The organism is Corynebacterium sp. J010B-136 (genome assembly GCF_002967075.1).
GTDB lineage: Bacteria > Actinomycetota > Actinomycetes > Mycobacteriales > Mycobacteriaceae > Corynebacterium.
Genome location: NZ_PUGE01000002.1, coordinates 497,334 through 523,483, shown reverse-complemented (window position 1 = coordinate 523,483; position 26,150 = coordinate 497,334). Strand labels below are relative to the sequence as shown.

Genomic DNA, 26,150 nt, shown 5'->3' with positions numbered 1-26,150 from the left:
TATGCACCGTTAAAATATTTAACTATTTTCAATGACACTTCATAACGACAAGTGACATCCGGTACACACCAACAACCAAACACCACAAAGGCGCCTAGTCCAACATAATTCTCATCCACACAACACAGACAAAAATATAAAATCTAGTACATTGGTACACTATTGAGTTCTCAGACAACAACCACACAAGATGATTTGAGCTTCTTTTAAGAAGCTTGCGTCTCTCTTGGCTGGAGTTACTACCTTAGACAATCTGTTTAAAGTTTGTCAACCGGTTGTTAACTTTTGTGCCGCACGCTCTCTCGCGGCGACTTGGATTAATTTACACAGTACCGAGATCTTTGACAAATCTGCAGGTAAATCATCGTTTTAGCGATAAGGATGAAAAGAAGCCCCGCATCATTTCATCTGAAGTCTGCGCTAATGCAAGGTTAATTGCTTTAAACGGTGCTTTGGATGAAAGACTGCGGGGCTTTCCAGCTTTGAAGTTATGTCTCGCTTTTAGTTGGTGCGGTGGATTCCGGCGAAGTTCTTCTTGCCGCGGCGCATAACCAACCATGCTCCATGGAGGAAGTCTTCCGCGGAGGCACTCCAGTCTTCGGACTCGATGCGTTGGTTATTGACATAAGCGCCGCCTTCCTTAATGGTGCGGCGTGCAGCGCCCTTGGAATCAGCCAGACCTGATGCGACCAAAAGGTCAACAATGCCGAAGGAATCTTCTGCACCTAGTTCGGCAACATTGGTTTCAGAGAGGGCACCTTCAAGAGTCTTCTCATCCAACTCAGTGAGTTCGGCACGGCCAAAGAGTGCCTGTGCGGCAAGTTCCACTGCCTTCGTTGCCTCTTCACCGTGAACCAAGTTGGTCATCTCTTGTGCCAGGCGGCGCTGAGCGGCTCGCTTGAAGGGTTCTTCTTCTACTGCCTTAGCGTATTCGGCGATTTCCTCCTGGTTAAGGAAGGTAAACCATCGCAGGTAATCAATGACTACAGAGTCACCAGCATTAAGGAAGTACTGGTACCAGGAGTAAGCAGAAGTCTTTTCCGGATCCAGCCACAGCTTGCCGCCGCCGGTGGACTTACCAAACTTCTGTCCCTGGGCGTCAGTAACCAGTGGGCAGGTCAAAGCATGCGCCTTAACGCCGTCAACACGACGGTTCAGGTCCACACCGGAGACAATGTTGCCCCATTGATCGCCGCCACCAACTTGCAAGGTGCAGTTGTACTTACGCTGCAACTGCACGAAGTCATTAGCTTGCAGCAGCATGTAGGAAAATTCAGTGTAGGAAATACCGTCGGTTTCAAGGCGACGCTTGACGGTGTCGCGATCCAGCATGGTGTTGAGGGAGAAGTTCTTGCCCACATCGCGCAAGAAATCGATGACAGACATGTTCATGGTCCAGTCTGCGTTGTTAACCATGGTTGCAGGATTTTCGCCGTCGAAATCAATGAATTGACGCAGCTGCTTCTTAATAGCTTCGAGGTTACTGTCGATCTGTTCCTGGGTGAGCATGGAGCGCTCGCCCACATCACGTGGATCGCCAATAAAGCCGGTTGCACCACCTGCGAGAGCCAATGGCTTATGCCCTGCTTCTTGGAAGCGACGCAACATAATCATGGGGACCAAGTGGCCAGCATGCAGGGAATCACCGGTGGGGTCAAAGCCAACGTAGAGGGTAATTGGCTCTTCACACGCTTCGCGCAGCGCGTCGATGTCGGTGGATTGGTTGATTAGACCGCGCCATTGCAACTCATCAATGATGTTCATATATTCCTCGTTTAGATTGTAGAAAGCTTAGAAAAATTCTCAGATTAGGCTTCTGCCTTGGGCCAGGTAATGGCGTCATCGACCAGCATGACTGGGATGCCATCTTCGATGGGATAGGCAATGCCCAAACGCTCATTAACTAAGACCTGGTCGTTGACCAGATATCGCAATGGTCCTTTGTCCTGCGGGCACACAAGGATTTCTACTAGCGCGGGATCTAAACTCATGGTTGACCATCTTACCCGTCAGTATCTTTAAGTACTGGCATGACCCCGTATTGCAGTTCGACGGCTAAAGTACGCTCGCGCAGCATCGATACGGAGTTGGCTTCTGCGGCTTGGCGAATACCCGCCGCCTCTTGTTGAAAGATATCGAGGATGCCGACGATGTCCTCAACATGTTCATCGCGGTCATGGCCCACCACCTGCAGGTAGGCGTCCATAACATCGGGGATGTGCTGTTGGATAATGTTTGATATCGATGACTTCGCGGCCCCGGAATCAGCAAAACGCTGCCAGTGTTCCAACACCCAGTGGATTTCTTCGTACATGTCCCAGAACTTGAATTGCACTGCGCGCGGGGTCGTTTCATTGATGATGCGCAGCTGCGCGTACATCACCTCTTCTAGCTCATGAGCTTGCTCTTGGTCAGTTAATAACACCGGGTCGGCTTGCTTTTTCGGCGGTGTCAACAGCGCAACGCCGCCATATGCTGCCGCTGCAACAACTGGCCATAAAAAGCCAATGCCGACAATAAAATGCAAGCCGATGACTCCTCCTGCAGCCACTATGCCGCGGAGGTTTCTACGCGAGCCCCAAAAACCAGTTTCCTTGACCCCAGGCAAATTCGGCGTACTGGATACGTGCTGCGCCGTGAGATCCGCAAGGGTGCGCGGCATGTGAGACTGTGGCAAATTCCCGTGAGTTCGGCGATTGCGGGCGGAATGGTTATTGGTAGGCACGAATCTCCTTAAAGACCTCGTTGGGGTTGCCATCGAGCGCGTCGAAGACTCGGCCACCCGTGTAATCGGCAAGCTCGCTTAACTCTGCGACATCTGCTTCGCCGTAGAGAATGACAAACACAGGGATAGACTTCTTCTCTTCGCTCAAACCGTCGTAGTACTGCTTGAACTCTTCGTAGCCGCGCCCGGAGGTATTCTCCCCGTCTGTCATAAGCACGATCGACGGGATGGAATTTTCGCTGGTCCCGATAGAATTCATCGTCATGGCTAAAGCATCGTAGATGGCGGTATAGCCAACCGGATTGAAGCGGTCGACGCGGTCTGAAAGCTCCGCTTGCGTGGCTGGATCACTGGTGCTGTAGGTTACCGTCGACGGATAATAAGGTTCGGTGGCAAAAGGTGCCAAAGTAATCGTTTCGCGATCACGGAAGCCGACGTTGCCGGTGGAGGTTGCAGCGGAGCCATCGATAAGCGAATGCATTGTTTGGCTAAGCGATGCAAAGCGCTCACCTTCCATGGAGCCTGAAATATCCAACACGAAAGCTGTCTCGCCCGGGTTACGTAACTCATTGCTATAGGCCCCGACCAGTGTATTGACCACGTCTTTTGTCGCAGGGAAAGGCAATTCATATATGCCGCTGGCCTGCAGTGCGGGGTCGGTGTCACCATTGTTTAACCGCCGATAAGAGTTGAGGAGCTCATCAGGGTGTTTTTCAAACCACTCCACCAGCTGCGCTACTTGCGCGCTCGCGTCCTCATGCAGCGGGTTGGCAAGTGTCGATAGTGGGTAGTCGGCGCTGATGACACCATCGCGCGGCACAATTACTTCGATATCAGCGCCTTCTGCTTTGAGGGTGTGCAGCACAGATTCATAGTTGATAATCGCATCGGCCTTGTGTGGATCTTCAGTAAAGACTTCTGTTAGCCAGCCAGAAGAGCCCGAGGTCAAGGTTTGATTGGCAAAGAAGCTTTTGACTTGCGGGCTTATGCGGGCGATATCCGCGGCGCTTACTGCCGAGCCGGTATCAGCCATGGCCGTTGCCACTGAAGCCAAGGCACTAAAGCCAGAGTTCGATGTCGCCGGGTCAGTCATGCCAAAGCTCATTCCGGAATCAGCAATCTCCTGCCATGAGGGCGCGCTATCTATCCAGCCATTGTCCTGGGCAACCGCAGTTTTGACGCCGAGGGCAACAGGTGAACGGGCGATGGAGGATTCATCGGCAAGCTTGTCCCCAGCCTTTTCGATGGTGACATAGCGGTTGGTGGCAAACCACGTCGCATCATAGCGGCCATCAAAGTTGCCCTGGGCAAGCTCCTGGGTATTGGCCAAGGTGCCATCAGGAAATTCCATGTGGATATCAAAGCCCAAGTCAGCCGATGCCGCAGTGATGGCAGGTTCTAGGTCTTCGAGTTCAGTCGCCGCAGCAATAACTAAAGGCTCAGCGCTTGACGATGCCCCATCCGCGCCTTTAGTGCTACCTCCCCCAAAGCTGAAGCCGAAGTCGAAAATTCCGCCCGTAGAGCTACAGGCGGTCATTATTATGCCGGTTAGAAACACCAATACCGCGGCAAGCCACTTTTTCATTTACATCAACCTTTCAAGTTCTTCCGCTAATGCGGTGGTCTTCTCCAACTGCGGCGCAGGTACTACCGACTGCAGCGGCGGGGCTGCAAAACCGTATTCCGCCAAGACTTGCTGCACCTGCTGGTTATCCTTCAAGACCTGGAAGAACTCCGCTGCTTGCGGGGCACTTTTGTGAGCGATGAGTTCATGCTCAATATTGACGGTGGGCGCCAGGTTGATTAGCGCAAATTCTTGCGCACGCTCTGGCTGCCTTATGGCTAGCGCGAAGTACTGGGAATCATAGGCCACGGCCATCGGAATGCCTTGCCCATTGCTGGCGATAAACTGGTTGAAAGAATCTCCGCTAGAGCCTTCAGTCAACCCTTGCGACTGGAATATGGGCTTTACATCGACCGCCGCTTCGGAAATTGCCGCGGGCGTATCAAGGTTGCCGTTACTTACAGCGTGCGCCATGAGGTACGCGAATTGCGAGGAAGAAAAAGAGCGTGTGGGATCTGAGGTCTGAACCCCAACTGCCAGAGGCGATTGATAGCTTTGGGTGACCTCGCGCCAGCGTTGCCCGCTGGTAAAAAGCTGCAATAAAGTTGCTGGCTCTGCTTGAAAGTTCTGCTCAGCGCGCTCTACATAGCCTTGGGCTAATAAATCTTCAGCAACATCCCGCCGCGCCACGATGGCAATATTCGACCGAAGATAAGCCTGCCGGGACACCGAGCCGCCTACAAAATCTCTTAGCTCCTCATTGCCGGAGCTGGCCGGGAAGTAGAAATCATGCACGGGCAAAGAGCCGTCGCGCACACGCTCTGCCATCTCTAAAGAGCCCATGGTGTGGACGCTGATTGCAAAGCCGGCACCGCGGAAAGCCTCAATCACGCGTGCGTCGCCCAAGAAATCTCTTTTCTCAGAGCCGACTAACAAGCTAACTTCGACCGGCTCCCCCGCAGGCTTTACCGAATCAACGAGTGCACCAAGTTTCTGCTTATTCTCGCCGTCCCGGCCGATAACAATCGCCGCAATCGCTATAAACAGCAAGAGGATACCGATAAGCACAGATGCTTTTCGACGACCCGACCCCGGGCTTTTGGAACTTCGTCCCACCGCACGATTGCTCGCCATGGCCTCATTCTATGACCTATTTCTACCGGTAAGAGCCATAAACGCGAAAGATTAGGCAACAGTTCACCTAAAGGTCAACCAAATTTCACCCTGGGTGAGCCTAATAGGCCGCCGCATAGCGTTCGATGTACTCGCCCGGAGTCATCGAGAAATGACTCTTGAACACGCGCCCAAAAGCACTGACATTCATATATCCGACGCGCGCTGCGACGCCTGAGATATTATCGCTGGTTTTGAATAGTTCTGCGGCACTTTCCATGCGATTTTTTAGCCGCCACTGCCCTAACGTCAACCCGGTTTCTGCAAGAAATGCCCGTTCGATGGTGCGGCCTGAGACGTGCAGTAGCTCGGCGAATTGTTTGACCGTGCGGTCATCACCGGGATTGGCGAGGAGAAGCTCCGCAATGCGTTTAGCTTGCGGGTGACTGGGCAAAGCCAGTGCATTACTAGCGATGGGGCGTTGTTCAATGAGCGCGAGAATCTGCCGCGCAAGGTTAACCTCAGCGCAAATAATCGATGCTTGGGACTGCAAAAATGCCAAAAGCGGCGTCCCCAACGCTCGGTCGACGCTAAAACCGTGACTTCATCGAGCGTGGTTGCAATCGCGCTAAGAGGAAATTCCAGTGGCAAGATCACCGAGTTGGCAGCAACAGTTAAAGAATGGAGTGCCCCGGCGGGAATCCAGACCGCTTGGCCATCGATAAGCTGCACTTTCGCACCATCAATTACTAGATCTGTGCGCCCACGCAACTGCCATAACAGCATGTGTTCTTGTGTGTGCACGCGTTCTTCAATGATAACGGGCGGAATGGAAATCGCCCAAGGGTCACGCTCGCGCTGCATGGGCATATCCTCCGCCATCTCCCAATTGTGCATTCGATGCTTCATCTCGTCGGCTTGTGCACAAAACCTGCCTCAATCCGCACACCAAGCTTAGCCAAACCTAAATATAGTGTTCCCAGCCCCTATATCCAACCCATGGGCAATTCACTAATTCAAAGGACAGATATCTCCATGACCCACCCTGGCTTTCCTCGCCGCACCGGCATTACCACGATTGCCCTAACCGCTGTGGCAGCTGCGCTAGCACTGAGCGCTTGTTCGCCGAGATCTCCGGCCAATGAAGCCGAAACGGCCAGCACGGCCCAGGGAGCGAGCGCTTTACTGCCAGAAGGAGAAGGCACGACGCAATATCCGCTAACGCTGGAAACACCATTTGGAGAAACGGTGCTGGATGAGCGTCCAGAACGTGTCGCTGTGGTTTCGGCGGTTGGGGTAGACACTGAAAGCCTTCTGGCCCTGGATGCTGTGCCTGTTTTTGCCGTGGCGAAATATGACGGCGAGGATCCCTGGCTACCGAAAGACCTTTGGGAACAGGTCGAGTTCACCGAACAAGGCGATGCCGGAGAAGAAATCTCTGCTGAAGCCATTGCGGCATCCAAACCGGACCTGATTGTTAACCTGCAGGCTTATGAGACCTTTGACCAAGACAGGTTCAACCAACTCAGCCAGATTGCGCCGGTGTTTTATGCGGATGCAGAAGAGACTACCTGGCAAGACGTGCTCACCAGCCTTGGTGAGACCCTAGACCTGCGGGATACCGCGGCAAGCAAGATTGCGGAATTCGACGACCGCGTTGAGGCAATCAAGGCCGATAATCCAGACTTTGCGGGCAAGACGATCTCGCTGGTCAATGTTTATAGCCGCGAATACGGCGCCTCCTATGAGACCCTGCCAGAAACAGATACTGCAGCTATCTTCGAAAGCCTTGGTTTCAAGTTGCCGGAGAATGCCTATAAATTCCCCGAGGATGGCTATGGCGAAATTAGCGATGAGATGGTCGGGCTTATCGATGCCGTCCTAGTTCTCGTCGGCATTTTAGGCGACTCCGGTGCGTATTTTACTGACCAACCACTCTTTAAACAGGTGCCCGCAGTATCCGAAGGCCGCGCGGTTATCACCGAAGGCGATGAGGCCCAGGACTTTACCTGGGGTCTTACTCGCGCCGGTATCTTAGGCAAGCTCTGGGCACTGGATACTTTTGAAGACTTAGCCAATCAAGCACTGAGCTAGCATCGAACTCTCTCCAGAACACAGAAAACCGCACGTCCTCCCCCCCCGCTCTTAAATGGGTGTGGGAGAACGTGCGGTTTCTTATTGCACGCAGTTTACTTGAAGGTGTCTACAACGGAGGTAGATGGACGACCGATGAGGTCTTGCAAATCGGTGCTCTCAGAGTAGAGTGCGCCCTTTTCAATAACTGGGTCTGCTCCCGCCAGACCAGCTGCGAATTCGGCAGGAACACCAGCATCGAGCAAAGACTTCTCGTATTCCTCGACGGTAAGGTTGACGTACTTAACTTCCTTGCCGAGCACCTCGCCGACCTGGGCGGCGATTTCTGGGTAGGTCAAGGCAGGAGCGCCAGCGAGCTCATAGTTCTTGCCAGCGTGTCCCTCGGTGGTGACAACGACCGCTGCCGCTTCTGCGAAGTCCTGACGGGCAGCGCCAGAAACCTTTGCCTCACCTGCCGCAGAGAAGAACTTGCCCATTGCCTTACCGGTTTCCAAAGCTGCGGCATAGTTTTCCCAGTACCAACCGTTGCGCAGGTTAGCATGCGCGATGCCGCTCTCTGCCAGCATCTTTTCAGTGGCTGCGTGTTCTGGCGCCAAGAAAAGCTCGGAGCTCTCCAGGTTGAGCAAGCTAGTGTAGGCGATGAAAGATACCCCGGCCGCCTTAGCGGCATTCACGATATTAGAGTGCTGACCAATTCGCTTGCCCACCTCAGATGCGGAGATAAACACCAGGCGGTCAACGCCTTCCAGAGCCGCACTCAAGGCAGCTTCATCATCGAAAGTCGCGACGGCAATGCCTACACCACGCTCTGCCAAAGGCTGAGCCTTTTCTTCATTGCGCACAATAGCGACAATGTCGGATGCGGCAACATCACGCGCCAAAAGCTTGTCGATGACCAGTCCGCCGAGGTGACCAGTTGCACCAGTAACTGCAATACGCATATCTTTCAATCTCCTAATTTCAAGGTTTCTTTGGGTACAGCGATAAAGATAGCACTTTAAAAAAGTAAGTGCAATACTTTATTTAGAACCTTGAAAGGACTAAGGTAATGGGCATGTCCACTCCGCAGAACACCCCAGATCCCAAGCTTTGCGCAGATGTATTTTCTTCCCTGTGCACCTCCCGTGGCGCGCTTCAGCACCTCACGGGCCGTTGGGGATCGCTAGCCATGGTGGCGTTGCTGGAAGCGGATTCCCCTATGCGTTTTGCTGAGCTGCGCCGCAAGATCGACGGCATTAGTGACCGCATGCTCTCGCAAACCCTCGGTCAACTAGAACGCGATGGCATGGTCAACCGGGCAGTACGCAGCTCCATTCCGCCGCACGTGGACTACTCCTTGACTGAACTGGGCATCAAAGTCGCGCGGCCACTGCAGGAACTGACCAAGATCATTGAATCAGAGCTCGATAGCGTCATGGCGGCGCAAGAGCGTTTCGATGCCAGCGCATAAATGCAAAAGGCTGTTCTCCCACCACAACGAAGGTGGGAGAACAGCCTTTAATCTTGCTTAGCTATTGCCTGCTTAGTTCGCAGCCTGCGTGCGCACTGGGGTATTTGCCCAGGTGCGGAACTCAGAGTTGAGCTTGTTGACGGTCTCGCGCTGTTCATTAACGCGCACCGCGGCAGTGCCGCCCTTAGTGGAACGAGATGCAACAGCACCGTCAATAGTGAGCACCGCACGAACCGCAGGGGTAAGACGTTCATCAACGCCCTTGAGTTCTTCGTCCGTGAGGTCGACAAGATCAACGCCCTTGGATTCTGCCAAGCGAACGCATTCGCCGGACGCCTCATGCGCTTCGCGGAAAGGAACGCCTTCGCGTACCATCCACTCCGCCAGGTCAGTAGCCAAGGTAAAGCCCTGCGGCGCGAGCTCACGCATGCGGTCAGTGTGAAATTCCAACGTGGAGACCAGACCGGTCATCGCTGGAAGCAGCAAGTTCAGCTGCGCCACCGAGTCCACGATTGGCTCTTTATCTTCCTGCAGGTCACGGTTATACGCCAAAGGCTGTGCCTTGAGCGTGGCCAGAAGCCCTGCCAGGTTACCAATCAGGCGTCCGGTCTTACCGCGGGTAAGCTCCGCGACGTCAGGATTCTTCTTCTGCGGCATGATCGAGGAGCCAGTCGACCAAGCATCACTTAAGGTCACGTAGCCGTATTCTGGAGTACACCAGTAGATGATCTCTTCAGCAAAGCGCGACATGTCCACGGCAATCTGCGCCAGGACGAACGCCGTTTCCGAAGCAAAATCACGCGACGCCGTAGCATCCAACGAGTTTTCCGCAGCAGCATCAAAACCGAGCTCTTCCGCAATCGCCTCAGGGTTGAGCTGCAGCGAGGACCCTGCCAACGCGCCAGAACCATAAGGAGAAATAGCCAGACGCTTATCCAAGTCCTTGAGACGATCAATATCGCGAAGCAGCGGCTGCGCGTGCGCGAGCAAAGAATGCGCCAGCAGAATCGGCTGCGCCGCCTGCGAGTGCGTCTTACCCGGCATGATGGCCTCTGGATGCTTTTCAGCCTGGCCGGAGATAGCTTCTACCAAGTCAGACACCTGCAGCGTGATATCACGGATAGCATCACGCACCCACATGCGGAACAAGGTGGCCACCTGGTCATTGCGGGAACGCCCCGCGCGCAGACGACCGCCTACTTCCGGACCAACGATGTCAATGAGACCGCGCTCCATGGCGCCGTGCACGTCTTCATCACTGGGCGCAGGGCCAAATTCGCCCGAAGCTACCTTGGCACCGAGTTCGTCGAGGCCGTTCAACATGGTCTGCAGGTCGGCATCGGAAAGCAATCCTGCACTGTGCAAAACCTTGGCGTGTGCCTTCGACGCCAGCACATCATACGGTGCCAACACCCAGTCAAAGTGCGTCGATACCGATAATGCCGCCATGGCCTCTGACGGTCCGCCGGAAAAGCGGCCGCCCCACAGTGCGCCTTCATTGGTCTTATGTGGCTGCATAATGGCTAACTATCCTCCGAGGTTATTAGAAATCGTGGTGATTACTGGCCGTTTGCGCTGGTTGGGAAACCACCGTCACGGTCACGCTTGTTAGCGATTTGGGTGGACAGGCCGTGCAGTTGAACAAAGCCCTTCGCTGCAGTCTGGTCGAAAGCATCACCGGTGTCGTAGGTAGCCAGGGAGAAGTCGTACAGAGACTGTGGTGAACGACGGCCGTTGACGATTATCTGACCTGCGTGCAGCACCAGGCGGATATCGCCGGTGACGTGCTCCTGAGACTCGGCGATGAAAGCGTCCAAAGAACGCTTCAATGGGGAGTACCACAGACCGTCGTAGACTTCTTCGGACCAACGTGCATCCGTCAGACGCTTGTAGCGTGCCAACTCGCGCTCCAAGGTGACATCTTCCAGTGCCTCGTGCGCACGAATCAGGGTGATTGCACCTGGCGCCTCGTAGATTTCACGGGACTTGATGCCAACGAGACGGTCTTCAACCATGTCCAAGCGGCCAACGCCCTGTGCACCTGCACGACGGTTCAGCTCTTCGATAGCCTGCAGCACGGTGACCTGCTTGCCATCGATAGCTACTGGCTTGCCCTTTTCGAAGGAGATAACAACCTCATCTGGAGCATTGCCCAGACCTGGCTCCTCGGTGTATGCGTAAGCATCCTTGGTCGGCGCGTTCCACAGATCTTCCAGGTAGCCGGTTTCTACCGCACGGCCCCAGACGTTCTGGTCAATGGAAAATGGCGAAGAAGCAGACTGCTCAATAGGAAGCTTGATTTCTTCCGCGAACGCAATTGCCTTGTCACGGGTCCATGCGTAGTCACGAGCCGGCGCGATGATGTCCAAGGATGGATCCAGAGCGCGGAACGATACCTCGAAACGGACCTGGTCATTGCCCTTGCCGGTGCAACCGTGGGAGACGTGAGTACCGCCGAATTCCTGCGCAGCCTGAACCAGGTGCTTGGTAATCAACGGACGAGAAATTGCAGAAACCAGTGGGTACTGCTTCATGTACATGCCGTTAGCCTGGATGGTAGGCAGGCAGTACTCATCAGCGAATTCGTCCTTGGCATCGATAACGATGGACTCCACCGCACCACAATCCAGCGCACGCTGGCGCACGGATTCCATGTCTTCACCGCCCTGGCCCAAGTCCAGGGATACAGCTACAACGTCACCTCCGGTCATCTTCGCCAGGTAAGGGATGGCAACCGAGGTATCCAAACCGCCGGAGTAAGCAAGCACAACACGTGCGTTCATATATTCAATCTCCTTTTAATCCAAGCTGTAGCTACAGTGACACTGCGCTACACATTAGGCTTTCCTGCTCCATAATACGGCTACTACCAGTAGCTGGAGTGCAAGACATCTTCTGCTGCAAAATATACACGAACTTACATAATATACAAAGTCGGTGGATATTATGCGTAAGCTGATTTATTCGCTTTGTTCTGGGTGCGAGCGTGCGAGCTTTTCTGCCAATTCTGCGCCAGTGAGCGGATCCCGAGCAAGCACGAAAATCGTGTCATCGCCGGCGATGCACCCTACTACTTCTTCGAAACCGACCCGGTCAATAAAGCTCGCAAGGTATTGTGCCGCTCCCGCGGGAGTGCGCAGCATGGCAATGTTGCCAGAGCTATCCGATGACACCACCAATTCATCGATCATTCTGCGCAGCTTTTCGCGCGGGCCATTGACCTGATCAACAAACTCATCCATTTCCCCGCCAACGGAGTAAAAGGACCGTCCGCCGTCGCGCTTGACCTTCTTCGCGCCCAGCACATCCAAATCGCGCGAAAGCGTTGCTTGGGTAATATCAATGCCTTCATCAAGCAAGAGATCTGATAGTTGCACCTGGCTGGTTACGCGGGTCTTGCCTAAGATTTCCAGAATCTTGGCCTGACGGGCGTTGCGGGTCTTCGGCATGGTCATAGTATTTACCTTAAATCTTTTATGCTTTCTCCGACGTTGCCTGCGCCGAAGCGGCCTGCACGGAAGCGGCCTGCGCTGCTTGGTCCAGCAGCCACACCATTAGTGCTTTTTGCGCGTGCAGACGGTTTTCAGCCTCGTCGAAGACGCGGGACTGTGCGCCGTCGATAACTTCTGCGGTCACTTCATTGCCGCGATATGCCGGAAGGCAGTGAAGGAAGATAGCATCCGGTTTCGCCAGTGTCATCAGCTCTTGGTTGACCTGGTAGGGCAAAAACGGGGTGCGGCGGTCTTTGCCGTCGCCTTCATGTCCCATAGATACCCAGGTATCGGTGATGATGATATCGGCATCTTCGACAACCTTAGGGTCATTGCTTACCGTAATCGTCGCCCCAGTCTGCGCCGCGCGGTCTTGTGCGCGGTCGATAAAGTGCTGTTCTGGCTGGAAGTCATCCGGCGCACAAATCGCGATGTCGACGCCCGCGGTTGCAAAACCAATGAGGTAGGAATTCGCCATGTTGTTGGCACCATCGCCCAAGTAGACAGCCTTCTTGCCTGCAAGCTTGTCCACGCCGCCAAACTCTTCCGCGCAGGTCAATAGGTCGGCAAGGATCTGGCATGGGTGCAAATCATCGGTCAGCGAGTTAATGATTGGCACGGTCGAAGTCTCAGCCATGTCGATGAGATTTTGATGAGCAAAGGTACGCCAGATGATCATTTCGGTAAAACGCGACAGCACTGCCGCGGTATCCTGCAAAGTCTCGCCCTTGCCCAGCTGCGAGTTTTGATCCGTAGCCATGATCGCATGCCCGCCCAGGGCTGCGATGCCCGCTTCAAAGGAAAACCGCGTACGCGTTGAGGTCTTCGAGAAGAGCAATGCCACCGATTTCGGCCCCTCAAGCGGGCGGTGCTTGAAAGGTTCTTTTTTCAGCTCCAGCGCGAGTTCTAGAACTTCGCGCTGCTCTTGCGGGCTCAAATCGTCATCGGCAAGAAAGTGCCGGATACCGCCAAGACCAATTTCTGGTTGGTGCGGGATGGTCTCTTCGCGGGTGGTTGTACTCATTCGAGATGTGTCCTTAACTTTTTCTTGGGTCTTTACTTTTCTTCGGCCGAAACCACGTCGAAGACAGCCGTGATTTTCTCAATCGCTACATCAATATCTGCGTCAGCGATAATCAGCGGAGGTGCAATACGCACGACATTATCGCTGGGCGCATTAATAATGAGGCCGTGCTCCAGTGCCTTGGCCACGGCTTGCTTCGCCACTGCCTGCTTCAATACGACGCCCAAGAGCAGTCCGCTACCGCGGACGTGGTCGACCAGAGCCAGTTTTTCTAGCGCCGCGGTAAATTTCTCACCCTTGGACTGCACATCGGCAACAAACTGTTCATCCACAACATCCAACACCGCATTAGCAGCGGCGCATGCAACTGGGTTCCCGCCAAAGGTAGTGCCATGGCTACCAGGGCCAAACAAGGTTGCTGCCTTTCCAACACCAATGCACGCACCAATAGGCAAGCCCGCGCCAAGGCCTTTCGCCATGGTGATGACATCAGGAAGAATCCCGGCCTTTTCAAAAGCGAAGAAGCTTCCTGTGCGGCCGACGCCGGTTTGGACTTCGTCCACCATCATCAAGATGCCGTGCTCATCGCACAGCGAGCGAATATCCTGCAAAAATTCTACGGTCGCAGGAATAACGCCGGTCTCACCTTGGATGGGTTCTAAGATAATCGCCGCGGTATCAGCAGGGTTAATCTCCACTAATGCGCGCAGGTAGTCAAAATCGCCATAGGGATAAAATTCCACGCCACCCGGCAAAGGCCCGAAGATATCGCGCTTAGAAGGCTGCCCGGTCATCGCCAGCGAGCCCATGGTGCGGCCGTGGAAGCCATTATTGGCAGCCAGGATGCGCCGGCGCCCAGTCAGGCGCGCCAGCTTGAAGGCTGCCTCATTGGCTTCTGCACCGGAGTTAGAGAAGATGACGCGCGCGGAATCATCGCCAACCTTGTCCTTAAGCCGCTGCGCCAGCTTTACCGCTGGTGGCGACGCAAAGAGGTTACTGACGTGGCCAAGCGTTGCCACCTGCGTGCTGACAGCCTCGACAACCGCGGGGTGGTTAGTGCCCAAGGAATTCACGGCAATACCCGCGAGCAGATCGAGGTATTCATTGCCCTGCTCATCGACAAGATATGCACCGTGGCCCGAGACAATACCCACCGGTGGGGTGCCGTAGTTATTCATCATGGCGTCTTGCCATGAGCCAGTTAGTGTTGCATCAGGGGTGCTCACTGCGCATCATCCTTCCTAAATACGGTGCCTTCGGGGTACCGGGAGCGTTCAAAATTATCAGGCAGAACCATGGTGCCAATACCGCCCATGGTCAAAAGTTCCAGCAACACCGCGTGTGCCAGGCGTCCGTCAATGATATGGGAGGCTGCTACCCCACCCTTGACGGCCTTAAGCGCCGATTCCATCTTCGGAATCATGCCCGCATCCAAGCCGGGAAGCATCTTTTCCAAAGGCGTTGCTTCAATTTTAGAAACCAACGATTCCTTATTCGGCCAATCGGTATACAGTCCTTCAACATTGGTCAGCATCACTAAACGCTCTGCGCCAATGGCTTGCGCCAAAGCACCAGCGGCCGAATCAGCGTTGATGTTATAGACCTCGCCGTCGGTACCAGGTGCAATACCAGAGACCACCGGAATGCGACCGGCTTCGATAATGTCCATGACTGCAGAAGGATTCACGTCCGTAATATCGCCGACAAGGCCAATATCAGTCAGCTCACCATCGACGTTGACCATGCGCTTTTTCGCCGTAAACAGCCCGGCATCTTCACCGGAGGTACCAACGGCATAAGGTCCGTGGGAATTAATCAGGTTGACCAGATCGCGGCCAACTTGGCCAAATAACACCATGCGCACAACGTCCATGATTTCTGGGCTGGTAACCCGGAAGCCGCCTTTGAATTCGCCTTCCAGTCCAATCTTGGACAGCATCTCGTTGATCTGCGGGCCGCCACCGTGCACCACGACGGGTTTTGCCCCCACGGTGCGCAAAAACACCATGTCAGCAGCAAAAGCACGCTTGAGTTCCTCGTCGACCATGGCATTGCCGCCATATTTCACAACGACAATCTTGTTGCGGTAGTGCTGCAGCCACGGCAGAGCTTCAGCAAGCACCGCCGCGCGGACGGTATCAGTCATTCCGGCAATCATTATTATCTTCCTTTAAGAACTGTAGGCCGAGTTGATTTCCACATAGTCATGCGAAAGGTCGGTGGTGCGAACAAAGGCGGTGCCCTCGCCGCCGGTGCCCAAATCAACTAAAACATCGATGTCGGCACCGCTTAAGTCAACCTCGCGGGCACCAGGAGCGCCGGTAGATTCCACGCACACGGGTTGGTTGTTGAAAAAGACCGAAATATTATCCGGGTCCATCTCAGCATCGGCCATGCCCACGGCTGCAAGCACCCGGCCCCAGTTCGGGTCGGAGCCAAACATCGCACACTTGAACAAATTGTCGCGGCCCAAGGTACGCGCAGCATTGAGCGCTTGGGCATCAGAGCCAGTGCCCTTGACCGTAATCTTGACGCGCTTGGTCACGCCTTCCGCATCGGCTTGCAGCTGATCCGCCAGGTCCGCACAAGCCTTCAAGATGGCCTCGTCCAGTTCTTCTTGGCTTGGTTCGACGCCCGAGGCACCATTAGCCATGACAATCACGGTGTCATTGGTCGAGGTGGAGCCATCAACATCCAGGGTGTTAAAGGTGAGATCGCAGGCCTTGCGCAGCGCTGCATCGAGCGCGGCAGGGCTTGCCTGGGCATCGGTAGTAATGCACACCAACATCGTCGCCAACGACGGTGCCATCATGCCCACGCCTTTGCCCATGCCGCCCACGGTCCAACCTTGGCCGTGCACGACGGTTTGCTTCGGCACGGTATCAGTCGTCATGATTGCTGCGGCGGCACCAGCACCATGGCTTTGTTCGGTGCCTAGGTTTTTCGCTAGCTTGTCGATGCCCCCATGTACCTTATCCATCGGCATCAACTCCCCGATGAGACCGGTGGAACACACAGCGATATCGGATACATCGACGCCTAAGGCAAGCGCTGTATCTTCGGCCATCTTCTTGGCATCGGTCATCCCTTGTGCACCATTGCACGCATTGGCATTGCCGGCGTTAAAGACTGCGGCCTTGAGCTCATTCGGGTTGCCGTCTTTCAGCGCTGCTTGGGTGACTTTCACCGGTGCAGCGACAACCCGGTTGCGGGTAAAGACCGCTGCCGCATCAAAGCGTGGACCCTGGTTGACTACCAGTGCCATATCTGGATTGCCGGATGGTTTAATGCCTGCGGTGGTCGAAGCCGCGGAGAAGCCCTGCGGCACAGTCACACCTTGTGGCAGCGTTTCGGATGTAGTCATTGCGCTTATCCTTTTTAAAAATTAGTAGAGAGTTTTATGGTGCGACTGCAGCTAGTGGCAGACCTGCGGTTTCAGCAAAGCCCAGCGAGAGGTTCATGCACTGTACTGCTGCTCCTCCGGTGCCTTTAGTGAGGTTGTCTAGTGCAGAGGTGATAACGAGCTTACGTGCGCGTTCATCCACATGCGCCTGAATATGGCACATATTGGTGCCCACAACGTTTTGGGTTTGTGGCTGCTGGCCGACTGGGAGAACGTGGCAGAACGGTTCATCGGCATAAAACTCAGTAAAGACCTTGGTGACTTCTTCTTGGGTGATGCCTTCTTTTAGCGGCGCCGTAATCGTCGCGAGGATACCGCGCGGCATTGGGGCGAGCACTGGCGTGAAGCTGACGTTGACAGGCGCCTCCGCCAGCGGGTTGAGGTTTTGAATAACCTCTGGGGTGTGACGGTGCGTGCCGCCTGGGGAATAAGCCTTGACACTTCCCATGGTCTCTGCGCCCAGCAGTGGGACGGAAGCTTTCTTACCTGCACCAGACACACCGGTCACGGCGATAATGGTCAAATCTGGCTCAATAATCTTGCCCGCGACTGCAGGCAGCGCGCCCAGCGTCATGGTGGTGGGGAAACATCCCGGGACCGCTACCCTTTTCGATCCTTGAAGTTGCTCACGGTGACCAGGCAATTCCGGGATGCCATAAGGCCAAGTGCCTGCATGTTCAGAGCCGTAGAAATCCTCCCAATCCTGGGCATCTTTGAGGCGGAAATCAGCAGCACAGTCGATGACCACGACGTCCTCGCCCAACGCTTTCGCGATAGGTCCCGAGTGCCCATGTGGCAAACCTAAAAAGACCACATCGTGGCCAGCGAGGTTTTCCACCGTGGTATCAACAATCGTGCGATCTGCTAATTGGGGCAAATGCGGCATCAATTCCGCAACGGACTGGCCAGCATTGGAATGGCCAGTTAATGCCCCAATTTCCAAGTCGCCGGAGGCATATGCCGGGTGGTTAAGAAGGAGGCGGAGAATCTCGCCACCGGCGTAACCCGTGGCGCCTGCGATTGCAACTTTGTATGTCATGCACACCACAGTAGTAAATTATGCAAGACTCCGCAAACTATACATGGAAATTTCTTTCAAAAATTTCCAGTGGAAGAGCTTAATGTACGGAAATACGAATGCACCATGGGAAAGCATATGCACAAAGAAAGACCGCGCTTCTACTTACCCAAGGTAGTAGAAACGCGGTCTTTTTGTCAGCGCGACGTAAATTACTTAAGCACTTGCTTAAGCACGCATTTGCGCACCCAAACGCTCGCTTGCCAATTCGGCAGCAGCAAGGCGGTGCGTGTTGACCTCTTCATCGGTAAGCGTGCGGTCCGCGGCGCGGAAGAACATCTTAAACGCCAAAGACTTCTTAGATTCGCCGAGTTTTTCATCGCGGAAAACATCGAAAAGCTCAACGCTCTCGAGCAACTCTCCGGCGCCTTCCTCCAAAGTACGACGCACCGTTTCCGCTGGCAGCTCTTCATCCACGACCAGCGCGATGTCCTGGTGCAAGGTTGGGAAAGAAGATAGCACTGGTGCTGGCAGGTTATCCCTGAACGGCAAAGCGTTGATATCCACCTCCATAGCGCAGGTGCGAGCCGGCAGGCCCATGTCCTTGACTACCTGTGGGTGCAGCTCACCGGCGTAGCCAACGATTTCACCCTCGACCTTCAGCGCTGCACAGCGGCCTGGGTGCCACGGCTGAACTTCTGCCTTTTCTACATCGAGCTCGATATTGGCGGCGCGCGCAACCTGACGTGCAGACTCAATCGCATCAGCATAAGAGTATGCGCGACCGTTACCCCATGGACCTTCAAATTCCACGTTGCCGGCACCCACGGTTGCCACGTGCAGCGGCTGTGCGGGCAGCGTGTTGATCAGCTGGTCGATTTCATCATCAGATGGACGCTTGCTGACATCTGGCATCGGGGTGGAGTCCGCACGCTTGAACGCGACCTGCTGCACGCCGAAGAGCGTGACATCGTTGCGGCCACGGGCTACGTTGCGCGCAACTGCGTCCAGCATATTTGGCAGCAGCGTCGTCGACAGCGCCGACTTATCTGCTTCCAGCGGGTTTTGTACGCGCACTACGTTGCGGCGTGCATCATCTGCTGCCAGCTCCCAGGTATCAAAGAGTTCATCGTTGATAAATGGGCTTGGGATGACCTCGGCGTAGCCAGCGTAAGCCAGGGCGTGACCAATAGCGCGGCGACGCTTTTGCGCTGGGCTGAGCCCACGGCTGCCCACGGTAGGAATCGGCAGAATCGACGGAATAGCATCCAGGCCTTCTAGGCGCAGGATTTCTTCGACCAAGTCGACATCTTCTGCGATATCGGTGCGCCAGGAAGGAATGGTGACATCGAATGCCTTGCCTTCATCGAATGAAGCGACCGAGCAACCGACCTCTTCCAGACGCGCCACGATGGTGTCATTGGAGTATTCCACGCCTGCATAACGCGTTGGCTTGGAGGACTCGAGCCCAACAACCTTCGCCTCTGGTACCTCACCGACTAAGGTGCGGGCATCGTCGACGTGTCCGCCGCCGTATTGCACCAAAAGCTCACAGGCTAGATCCAGCGAGTATTCCACGATCGCTGGGTCCACGCCGCGCTCGAAACGACGCGATGCCTCGGAGCTGAGCTTGTGACGACGCGAAGTACGCGCCACGGTGATTGGATCCCAGGTCGCTGCCTCGAAGTACACGTCGGTGGTGTCATCGGAGATTTCCGAAGTAGTTCCGCCCATGACACCAGCGAGTGACTGGATGCCATTGTCATCACAGATGACTACGTCTTCGGCGAAGAGCTCGCGGTTGACGTGGTCGAGGGTCTCGAACTTCTCCCCTGCCTGGGCATTGCGGACAACCAAGTTGCCTGCGACCTTGTTGGCATCGAAAGCATGCATCGGCTGGCCCAAGTACAGCATGACGTAGTTGGTGACATCGGTGGCGAGGTTAACCGGGCGCTGGCCGGAAAGCATGAGGATGCGCTGCATCCAAAATGGCGACTGCGCCTTAGGGTCAATGCCAGTGACCTTGCGCAGGCCAAAGCGAATCGCCTTGGTTTCCTCGCGCAGGTCAATGTCAATGAGACTGCCGGAAGCTTGCGAAACCTCGCCGACAGGGTCGACGTAGTTAAGGTTGAAAGCCGAAGCAATCTCGCGGCCAAGGCCACGCATGGACAGGGCGTATCCGCGGTCTGGAGTGACATTAACGTCGAATACGGTATCTGCACCGCCCAGAAGTGGTAGCGCATCCTGACCGATGTACTCGGCGAAAGACTCATCCAAGGTGATAATGCCCTCGGACTTAGCGGTAAGACCAAGCTCCGCTGCCGAGCAGATCATGCCATTGGAGATATGACCATAGGTCTCACGCGCAGCGATCTTGAAGCCGCCTGGCAATTCTGCGCCTGGCAAAGATACCGGGACCAGGGAGCCTTCTTCGAAATTGCGCGCACCGCAGATAATCCCCTGCAGTTCGCCGGTGCCGTTGGCGTCTCCTACGTCCACCTGGCAGTAACGAATCGGCTTTTTGAACTCGGTGAGTTCTTCGATCTCTTTTACGCGGCCGATAACCACGGGACCAGTGATTTCTGGCAGTGGTTCATAGCCTTCGGTTTCGAAGCCGACGCGGACGAAGCCGGAGTCGAGTTCTTCGCTAGTAACGGTCCAGCCTGGGTTGTGTTCACCGAGGACGCCGTGAAGCCAGTTTTGTGAAATAAGCATGTGGGTTTTCCTTCCTCGGGAATCTTAAGCGTGGACGCCGAATGGCAGGGTGAAGCGGACATCGCCTTCGACCATGTCGCGCATATCAGACAGGCCATTGCGGAACTGCAAGGTGCGTTCGATGCCCATGCCAAAGGCAAAGCCTTGGTACTCTTCTGGGTCGATACCGACAGAGCGCAAGACATTAGGGTTGACCATGCCGCAGCCGCCCCATTCGATCCAGCCAGCGCCACCCTTCTTATTCGGGAACCACACATCGACCTCGGCGGATGGCTCGGTGAATGGGAAGTAGTTGGTGCGCATACGCGTCTTGGTCTCTGGGCCAAAGAGCTGGCGTGCGAGGTGGTCCAAGGTACCCAGTAGGTTCGCCATGGTGAGGTTCTTATCGATGGCAAGGCCCTCAATCTGATGGAAGACCGGAGTATGCGTTGCATCCAGTTCGTCGGTGCGGAATACGCGGCCCGGGCACACGATATAAACCGGCACGTCGCGATCCAACAGGGTACGGACCTGCACTGGTGAGGTGTGCGTGCGCAGAATCTGCTTGGAGCCTTCCTCGCCAACGTAGAAAGTATCCTGCAGGGTACGCGCTGGGTGATCTGGCTTGAAGTTCAATGCGTCGAAGTTGAAGTACTCTGCTTCAACCTCGGGGCCTTCAGCTACTTCCCAACCCATGCCGATGAAGATATCCGCCACAGCCTCATTCAATGCCGTGATCGGGTGCAAAGCACCGGTCTGGAAACGGGTGGTGGGAACGGTAACGTCAACGGACTCAGCGGCGAGCTGTTCTTCGCGCGCCTTTTCTTCGAGCACCTGGTTAACGCCCGCGAAGTGCTTTTCTGCCTTACCGCGTGCCATGTTGACAAGGCGGCCGGCATCCTTGCGCTCAGTCTTAGGCAAGGTTCCCAGTGATTGGCGTGCCTGGGAAATAAAGCTCTTGTCCCCCAAATGTCCTCGACGTGCTTCTTGCAGCTCGTCGAGGTTGGTTGCTGCATCAAAAGCGGCGATTGCTTCTGCAGCCGCGGCTTCTAAAGTTGCCTCATTAATTTCTATCTCTGGGGTAGCAGACACGTGCCCTTCAACCTCTTTAACTTGGATGAAAACTTCATAAAGATAACGCAACCATCCTACAGTCCCCCACTTAGAAGTACACAGCTAGCCCCACCCAAGCGGAGGGTTTAGCGGTTCTGCGCCTTCGCCGCCTCGTACAGGCAAATACTGGCTGCGGTAGCCAGGTTAAGCGACTCGGCGCGGCCGCGTAGTGGAATATTGACGCGGATATCGGCGGCATCGAGAAGCTCTGGGCTCAAGCCATGTGCCTCATTTCCAAATAGCCATGCCGTGGGCTTGGTCAAGTCCACCTCATCCAATGTCGCATCCCCTTGTGGGGCGGTCGCCAAAATCTGCAGGTTGGAAGCACGCAATTTGCCCAGAACGTCTTTGACATTGGTATCGCGCGCGGTAGGGATATGAAACAAGCTGCCTGCCGATGCCCGCGCGACCTTCGAACCCAACGGATCCACGGTTTCGCCAGCGAAGATGACGCCATCTGCGCCCATCGCATCAGCTGTACGAATCAAGGTGCCCGCGTTGCCCGGTTCAGAAGTCTCCACAGGGACGGCAAGAAGCTTCGGCTTGCCGTTGAGAATCTTGCCTGCCGACCACAGCACGGGCTTACACACTGCAAACAGCCCGCTGGTGGTCTGGGTATCCGACAGGGACTTCGCTGCCCTATCGGTGATTGGGTGGACGTAGACGTCCATGTAGCCAGCGGCGGTGACAATCTCCGCGAATTTCTCCGCTGCGCGCTCCGTCACGAAGATATCGGTTGCTGCACCCGTAGAAACTGCGGCATCCACGGAGTTCTCGCCTTCGACGAGGAAAGCATTCGCCTTCTTTCGCGCGGATGAGCGGTGCAGCTTGGCTGCGTTGACGATGCGCGGGGTGCGTTCGGTAAATGCTTGTTCAAAATCCAATGCCATGGTCTTTAATCTACCAAGCACAAAGAAACCCACCCTGTTTAAGTCCAGGATGGGTTGATTAATTAGATAATCAATCAAAATATTAGGAAAGAGGCACCCCGTTGGGGTCAACGCCGTACTCTCCGTGGCGGAGAAGAATTCGGACCAAGTCAACGAATGCCCAGATGCCCACGATGGCGAGCAACACGAAACCGACGATCAAAATGGCGGTAAACCATCCGATGACCGATAGCGACAGCTGCGCGATTGCGCGGCCTTTGTAACCCAAATAGAAATTATGCGCACCAAGTGTGCCCAGGAAAAATGCCAGCAGCACAGTCGCAATCCATGACTTCGGTGGAGTCGCATACATCGCCGGTTGCGCCATTCCCGGCTGCACCATTCCATGCTGCTGACCGTAAGGAGCCGGTGCACCTGCCTGTGGCTGCTGCTGGAAAGCATTAAATTGCGGGTACTGCGCCTGCGGATTGTTCAGCGATTCCTGGTATTGCGCATAGGACTGTGCCTGCGGGTCTTGTTGCATAGGGGCATCAAAGCCATCAGGGTTTGGCTCAAAAGAGTTATAAGGGTTGGTCATTTCCGACCGCCTTTCGAAATGTGGGCATCAATTTGCCAGTAGGACGAAAAGGAATAGGGGGACGTGCCAAAACACTTAGGACAGCCTAGCACGGTGGACTTGAGCGGTCATCGCAGTCGAAAGGCTATCGATGCCATCAGAAATTCGTCCATTCTCACGGGCTAAAACAAGCCAGCTTAACCACCGACGAACTCATAAAGCAATGACTTTTCGGCCCTATTTCGAATCAGCGGTAAATCTGTGGATAACTTTGAACCACCGGTGGTGCGACACGGTAGTTATCCACAGGCAAAAATCTTTGCCCTAGCCAGGGGTTGCGTTCACGTCTTAGTGTCGAAGTTATGAAAGGACAAGAAATATTAAACCTCTTCACCACCAGCGGAATAACCATCCTCCGCGATGTGTATGAATGCTCCCCTCACGACCTCGCCGGTGCCGTAATGTCGCGTAGCACCGCACGCAAATACACCCGGTTAGCGACAGTATTCTTCGGGCCCGCTGATGCTCCCAAGGTACAGCGCGACGCTGTCGCACTCGCCGAGGCGAGACAATTAAGCGTCGAGTATTTAGAAATGGTCAACAAACACGCCAAGAAGCTCACAACCCGCGGCGCAGCATGGAAACTTCGCGCCGAACTCATCGCGTACGAAGGCACGTTGGATGAAGTTAATGAAATCGGTAAACAGCGCGTCACCGAAGAAGGCGGCGACAAACCCAAACAACGCGGGGTGCGCGTAGGTCGAGCTATCGACGGTCTGCGGACTATCAGCATTACCGATACTCAGCGCCGCATTACCGATTTAGAAAAGACGCTTGATGCCGCCATCAAAGATGATGACCAGCCGCGCTCCGAAGCTTTACTCGAACCATTCTGGGACTTAGTTGAAGGCAACGGCACCGGCCATATCAAACCTGAATACCGCACCGTTATTGCTATCGGCCTCGACGATTTCGCAAACGTCTCCTGCGGCAAAGGCGAGGACGTCATCATCGGTCTTTCCGACGGCACCACCATGACCGGCGCAGAATTTATCAACGCTGCGATGGAAGGCGCTTTGGGCGACAAGCTCTACGTCGGGCTTTTCCACCCCACCGCCGGACCCGTCAATCTCTACGAGGCACGCTTCGCGTCCGATAAGCTGCGGACTCTAGCCATGGCGGAGAACCTCGTCTGCCCGTGGCCCGACTGTAACGTCCCGGCCGATAGATGCCAGGTGCACCATATTGATGCGCATAAGAATGGCGGGCACACAAAACCCTCAAACCTGACGATGCTGTGTAAATATCACAATGGCGTCAACGACGACGGTGACCCGGGTAATCCCGGGTCACAGAAAAGAGAAAATAAGCGAGGAAAAGGGAAGCCGAGTACGGGTAAACCCAAGCGCGGCAGGATGCGCCGCCACCGCGGCAAAGTCCGTCTCCACACACCGGGCGGCAAACTGGTGGGCAACACCCACCACGTGAGCAGCTTGGGGGCGATGGACCTGATCTAAAGTCGCCGCGGCAAAACAACTGCCAGGGCATGAGAGTACCCAACTAGAAACTGGTTCTGGTTGGGGAAATTGGCGATCCCTTTTATAAAACAGACGAAAAAAGCCCGAGTTCCCATCCCTGATAGTGGGATGAGAGCTCGGGTTTTTAAGTAGCCGTATGTATTAAGGCTTTGGCTTAGGCAGCCTTAGGAGCGTTAACGTCCTCAGGCAGTGCAGCCTTTGCAGCCTCGCACAGTGCGGAGAAGGTCTCGAAGTCGTTGACTGCCAACTCAGCAAGGATCTTGCGGTCTACCTCGATCTCAGCCAGGCGCAGGCCGTGGATGAGACGGTTGTAGGTGATGTCGTTCATGCGAGCTGCAGCGTTGATACGCTGGATCCACAGCTTACGGAACTCAGACTTACGCGCGCGACGATCGCGGTAAGCGTAGGTCATAGAGTGCAACCACTGTTCCTTAGCCTTACGGTAGAGGCGGGAACGCTGGCCGCGGTAGCCCTTGGCGGACTTCAAAATCGCGCGACGCTTCTTCTTGGCGTTGACTGAGCGCTTTACTCGTGCCACGGTGTTACTTCCTTAACTATCTTTGACGAACTATTTTGTGGGTGATTAGGCGCTAATTACGCGCGGCCAAGCAGGCGCTTTACGCGCTTGGTGTCGGCTGGAGCAACTGCCTCGGTGCCCTTCAGACGACGGGTGCGCTTGGAGGTCTTGCCTTCCAGCAAGTGGCGACGGCCAGCCTGCTCGCGGCGCAGCTTGCCGGAACCAGTGACCTTGATGCGCTTTGCGGTGCCCTTGTGGGTCTTCTGCTTCATGGGATTCCTCAATCCTTGACGGGTCGATATCGCGGTGCAGCACACTTTCTTAAAGTGCGCGGTACAACCGTCGAAGTGAACTTGCGGGCTACTTCTTACCCTTGCGGTTAGGGCCAAAGACCATGGTCATGTTGCGACCATCCTGCTTCGGACGCGACTCCACGATGCCGTGCTCAGCCACATCTTCTGCCAGACGCTCCAGCAGGCGGTAACCAAGCTCTGGACGTGATTGCTCACGGCCACGGAACATGATGGTGACCTTTACCTTGGAACCCTTTTCCAGGAAGCGAACAACGTTTGCCTTTTTGGTCTCATAATCGTGATCATCGATTTTAGGACGGAACTTCTGTTCCTTGACCACAGTCTGCTGCTGGTTCTTACGAGATTCGCGGGCCTTTTGAGCCTGCTCGTATTTGAATTTGCCGTAGTCCATGATCTTTGCGACAGGCGGCTTAGCGTTAGGGGCAACCTCGACCAGATCCAGATCTGCCTCAAAAGCGAGCTTTCGTGCATCATCAGTGCGGACGATACCTACTTGTTCGCCTCCGGGACCGACCAGACGTACTTCTGGTACTCGGATGCGCTCATTAATGCGAGCTTCAGAGCTGATTGTGTGTCTCCTAAGTGAGAAGGGATAGTTTGTTCGCCTACCACGTCACAAACGAAAATCCCGCCTGCCTGATAGTTA

The 26,150-nt window shown here is 55.0% G+C and carries 25 protein-coding genes; 3 read left to right on the top strand and 22 right to left on the bottom strand.

What is annotated here, in order from left to right; all coding sequences use genetic code 11:
- Positions 1-501: 501 nt before the first annotated feature.
- The 6 genes from tyrS to C5Y44_RS05730 form a co-directional block, all read right to left on the bottom strand.
- Positions 502-1,764: a tyrosine--tRNA ligase gene (tyrS, locus tag C5Y44_RS05755; protein WP_066794240.1), complete on the bottom strand. Its 1,263-nt coding sequence runs from the start codon at positions 1,762-1,764 to the stop codon at positions 502-504.
- A gap of 44 nt (positions 1,765-1,808) precedes the next feature.
- Entirely contained in the window at positions 1,809-1,991 is a 183-nt protein-coding gene (locus C5Y44_RS05750) for a Trm112 family protein (protein WP_066794244.1), read from the bottom strand.
- A gap of 11 nt (positions 1,992-2,002) precedes the next feature.
- Positions 2,003-2,725 carry a hypothetical protein gene (locus tag C5Y44_RS05745; RefSeq protein WP_105324049.1) on the bottom strand — a complete coding sequence of 241 codons (723 nt, stop codon included), beginning with the start codon at positions 2,723-2,725 and terminating at the stop codon, positions 2,003-2,005.
- A complete protein-coding gene (locus tag C5Y44_RS05740; RefSeq protein WP_105324048.1) occupies positions 2,712-4,310 on the bottom strand; it encodes a VWA domain-containing protein in 1,599 nt (532 codons plus the stop codon). Before C5Y44_RS05740 ends, C5Y44_RS05745 begins: the two co-directional genes overlap by 14 nt.
- Complete coding sequence (locus tag C5Y44_RS05735) at positions 4,311-5,423, bottom strand: hypothetical protein (RefSeq protein ID WP_146108477.1); 1,113 nt, start codon at positions 5,421-5,423, stop codon at positions 4,311-4,313.
- A 100-nt stretch (positions 5,424-5,523) separates the two neighbouring features.
- Positions 5,524-5,964 carry a helix-turn-helix domain-containing protein gene (locus C5Y44_RS05730; RefSeq protein ID WP_158255474.1) on the bottom strand — a complete coding sequence of 147 codons (441 nt, stop codon included), beginning with the start codon at positions 5,962-5,964 and terminating at the stop codon, positions 5,524-5,526.
- Between the two features lie 473 nt (positions 5,965-6,437).
- Between C5Y44_RS05730 and C5Y44_RS05725 the strand changes: the two genes are divergently transcribed.
- The gene (locus tag C5Y44_RS05725) at positions 6,438-7,496 is read left to right on the top strand and encodes an ABC transporter substrate-binding protein (RefSeq protein ID WP_158255473.1); all 1,059 of its coding nucleotides are present in this window, start codon (positions 6,438-6,440) and stop codon (positions 7,494-7,496) included.
- Between the two features lie 95 nt (positions 7,497-7,591).
- Here C5Y44_RS05725 and C5Y44_RS05720 read toward each other — a convergent pair whose 3' ends face one another.
- The gene (locus C5Y44_RS05720) at positions 7,592-8,437 is read right to left on the bottom strand and encodes an SDR family oxidoreductase (RefSeq protein WP_105324044.1); all 846 of its coding nucleotides are present in this window, start codon (positions 8,435-8,437) and stop codon (positions 7,592-7,594) included.
- Between the two features lie 113 nt (positions 8,438-8,550).
- Between C5Y44_RS05720 and C5Y44_RS05715 the strand changes: the two genes are divergently transcribed.
- The gene (locus C5Y44_RS05715) at positions 8,551-8,946 is read left to right on the top strand and encodes a helix-turn-helix domain-containing protein (RefSeq protein ID WP_105324093.1); all 396 of its coding nucleotides are present in this window, start codon (positions 8,551-8,553) and stop codon (positions 8,944-8,946) included.
- A gap of 72 nt (positions 8,947-9,018) precedes the next feature.
- Here the strand turns inward: C5Y44_RS05715 and argH are convergent, their stop codons facing one another.
- The 12 genes from argH to C5Y44_RS05655 form a co-directional block, all read right to left on the bottom strand.
- Positions 9,019-10,464, bottom strand: a complete 1,446-nt coding sequence (gene argH / locus C5Y44_RS05710; protein ID WP_105324043.1) for an argininosuccinate lyase — start codon at positions 10,462-10,464, stop codon at positions 9,019-9,021.
- Between the two features lie 41 nt (positions 10,465-10,505).
- Positions 10,506-11,729, bottom strand: coding sequence for an argininosuccinate synthase (locus C5Y44_RS05705; RefSeq protein WP_066794275.1), 1,224 nt, complete (start codon positions 11,727-11,729; stop codon positions 10,506-10,508).
- A gap of 177 nt (positions 11,730-11,906) precedes the next feature.
- Entirely contained in the window at positions 11,907-12,401 is a 495-nt protein-coding gene (locus C5Y44_RS05700) for an arginine repressor (protein ID WP_066794277.1), read from the bottom strand.
- A 19-nt stretch (positions 12,402-12,420) separates the two neighbouring features.
- Entirely contained in the window at positions 12,421-13,461 is a 1,041-nt protein-coding gene (argF, locus tag C5Y44_RS05695; protein ID WP_105324042.1) for an ornithine carbamoyltransferase, read from the bottom strand.
- Positions 13,462-13,493: 32 nt separating this feature from the next.
- Positions 13,494-14,687, bottom strand: coding sequence for an acetylornithine transaminase (locus C5Y44_RS05690; protein WP_255411978.1), 1,194 nt, complete (start codon positions 14,685-14,687; stop codon positions 13,494-13,496).
- Complete coding sequence (gene argB, locus C5Y44_RS05685; protein WP_066840715.1) at positions 14,684-15,619, bottom strand: acetylglutamate kinase; 936 nt, start codon at positions 15,617-15,619, stop codon at positions 14,684-14,686. The genes C5Y44_RS05690 and argB overlap by 4 nt, the downstream gene beginning before the upstream one ends.
- A 12-nt stretch (positions 15,620-15,631) precedes the next feature.
- Positions 15,632-16,825, bottom strand: coding sequence for a bifunctional glutamate N-acetyltransferase/amino-acid acetyltransferase ArgJ (argJ, locus tag C5Y44_RS05680; RefSeq protein WP_105324041.1), 1,194 nt, complete (start codon positions 16,823-16,825; stop codon positions 15,632-15,634).
- Positions 16,826-16,859: 34 nt separating this feature from the next.
- Entirely contained in the window at positions 16,860-17,903 is a 1,044-nt protein-coding gene (gene argC / locus C5Y44_RS05675; RefSeq protein ID WP_105324040.1) for an N-acetyl-gamma-glutamyl-phosphate reductase, read from the bottom strand.
- Positions 17,904-18,110: 207 nt separating this feature from the next.
- Positions 18,111-20,597: a phenylalanine--tRNA ligase subunit beta gene (gene pheT / locus C5Y44_RS05670; RefSeq protein ID WP_105324039.1), complete on the bottom strand. Its 2,487-nt coding sequence runs from the start codon at positions 20,595-20,597 to the stop codon at positions 18,111-18,113.
- A gap of 24 nt (positions 20,598-20,621) precedes the next feature.
- Positions 20,622-21,668: a phenylalanine--tRNA ligase subunit alpha gene (pheS, locus tag C5Y44_RS05665; protein WP_105324091.1), complete on the bottom strand. Its 1,047-nt coding sequence runs from the start codon at positions 21,666-21,668 to the stop codon at positions 20,622-20,624.
- A 107-nt stretch (positions 21,669-21,775) separates the two neighbouring features.
- Positions 21,776-22,579: an RNA methyltransferase gene (locus C5Y44_RS05660; protein ID WP_105324038.1), complete on the bottom strand. Its 804-nt coding sequence runs from the start codon at positions 22,577-22,579 to the stop codon at positions 21,776-21,778.
- An 82-nt stretch (positions 22,580-22,661) separates the two neighbouring features.
- Complete coding sequence (locus C5Y44_RS05655) at positions 22,662-23,156, bottom strand: TM2 domain-containing protein (protein WP_105324037.1); 495 nt, start codon at positions 23,154-23,156, stop codon at positions 22,662-22,664.
- A 341-nt stretch (positions 23,157-23,497) separates the two neighbouring features.
- Here C5Y44_RS05655 and C5Y44_RS05650 point away from each other — a divergent pair, with 341 nt between their 5' ends.
- Positions 23,498-24,652, top strand: coding sequence for an HNH endonuclease signature motif containing protein (locus tag C5Y44_RS05650; protein WP_105324036.1), 1,155 nt, complete (start codon positions 23,498-23,500; stop codon positions 24,650-24,652).
- 175 nt (positions 24,653-24,827) lie between these two features.
- On the opposite strand, the gene rplT is transcribed toward C5Y44_RS05650, so the two are convergent.
- The 3 genes from rplT to infC form a co-directional block, all read right to left on the bottom strand.
- Positions 24,828-25,211 carry a 50S ribosomal protein L20 gene (gene rplT / locus C5Y44_RS05645; protein WP_066794302.1) on the bottom strand — a complete coding sequence of 128 codons (384 nt, stop codon included), beginning with the start codon at positions 25,209-25,211 and terminating at the stop codon, positions 24,828-24,830.
- 56 nt (positions 25,212-25,267) lie between these two features.
- Entirely contained in the window at positions 25,268-25,462 is a 195-nt protein-coding gene (gene rpmI / locus C5Y44_RS05640) for a 50S ribosomal protein L35 (RefSeq protein ID WP_066794305.1), read from the bottom strand.
- A gap of 88 nt (positions 25,463-25,550) precedes the next feature.
- The gene (infC, locus tag C5Y44_RS05635) at positions 25,551-26,072 is read right to left on the bottom strand and encodes a translation initiation factor IF-3 (RefSeq protein WP_075722943.1); all 522 of its coding nucleotides are present in this window, start codon (positions 26,070-26,072) and stop codon (positions 25,551-25,553) included.
- Positions 26,073-26,150 lie beyond the last annotated feature (78 nt).

Excerpts from the sequence above, each read along its gene's own strand:
- tyrS (WP_066794240.1), bottom strand. The coding sequence starts at position 1,764 with ATGAACATCATTGATGAGTTGCAATGGCGCGGTCTAATCAACCAATCC.
- C5Y44_RS05720 (WP_105324044.1), bottom strand. The coding sequence starts at position 8,437 with ATGCGTATTGCAGTTACTGGTGCAACTGGTCACCTCGGCGGACTGGTC.
- rpmI (WP_066794305.1), bottom strand. The coding sequence starts at position 25,462 with ATGAAGCAGAAGACCCACAAGGGCACCGCAAAGCGCATCAAGGTCACT.
- argH (WP_105324043.1), bottom strand. The coding sequence starts at position 10,464 with ATGCAGCCACATAAGACCAATGAAGGCGCACTGTGGGGCGGCCGCTTT.
- argJ (WP_105324041.1), bottom strand. The coding sequence starts at position 16,825 with ATGACTACATCCGAAACGCTGCCACAAGGTGTGACTGTGCCGCAGGGC.
- C5Y44_RS05725 (WP_158255473.1), top strand. The coding sequence starts at position 6,438 with ATGACCCACCCTGGCTTTCCTCGCCGCACCGGCATTACCACGATTGCC.
- pheT (WP_105324039.1), bottom strand. The coding sequence starts at position 20,597 with ATGCTTATTTCACAAAACTGGCTTCACGGCGTCCTCGGTGAACACAAC.
- C5Y44_RS05735 (WP_146108477.1), bottom strand. The coding sequence starts at position 5,423 with ATGGCGAGCAATCGTGCGGTGGGACGAAGTTCCAAAAGCCCGGGGTCG.
- argF (WP_105324042.1), bottom strand. The coding sequence starts at position 13,461 with ATGAGTACAACCACCCGCGAAGAGACCATCCCGCACCAACCAGAAATT.
- C5Y44_RS05655 (WP_105324037.1), bottom strand. The coding sequence starts at position 23,156 with ATGACCAACCCTTATAACTCTTTTGAGCCAAACCCTGATGGCTTTGAT.
- C5Y44_RS05750 (WP_066794244.1), bottom strand. The coding sequence starts at position 1,991 with ATGAGTTTAGATCCCGCGCTAGTAGAAATCCTTGTGTGCCCGCAGGAC.
- C5Y44_RS05740 (WP_105324048.1), bottom strand. The coding sequence starts at position 4,310 with ATGAAAAAGTGGCTTGCCGCGGTATTGGTGTTTCTAACCGGCATAATA.
- argB (WP_066840715.1), bottom strand. The coding sequence starts at position 15,619 with ATGATTGCCGGAATGACTGATACCGTCCGCGCGGCGGTGCTTGCTGAA.
- C5Y44_RS05650 (WP_105324036.1), top strand. The coding sequence starts at position 23,498 with ATGAAAGGACAAGAAATATTAAACCTCTTCACCACCAGCGGAATAACC.
- C5Y44_RS05705 (WP_066794275.1), bottom strand. The coding sequence starts at position 11,729 with ATGAACGCACGTGTTGTGCTTGCTTACTCCGGCGGTTTGGATACCTCG.
- C5Y44_RS05700 (WP_066794277.1), bottom strand. The coding sequence starts at position 12,401 with ATGACCATGCCGAAGACCCGCAACGCCCGTCAGGCCAAGATTCTGGAA.
- argC (WP_105324040.1), bottom strand. The coding sequence starts at position 17,903 with ATGACATACAAAGTTGCAATCGCAGGCGCCACGGGTTACGCCGGTGGC.
- C5Y44_RS05715 (WP_105324093.1), top strand. The coding sequence starts at position 8,551 with ATGTCCACTCCGCAGAACACCCCAGATCCCAAGCTTTGCGCAGATGTA.
- C5Y44_RS05660 (WP_105324038.1), bottom strand. The coding sequence starts at position 22,579 with ATGGCATTGGATTTTGAACAAGCATTTACCGAACGCACCCCGCGCATC.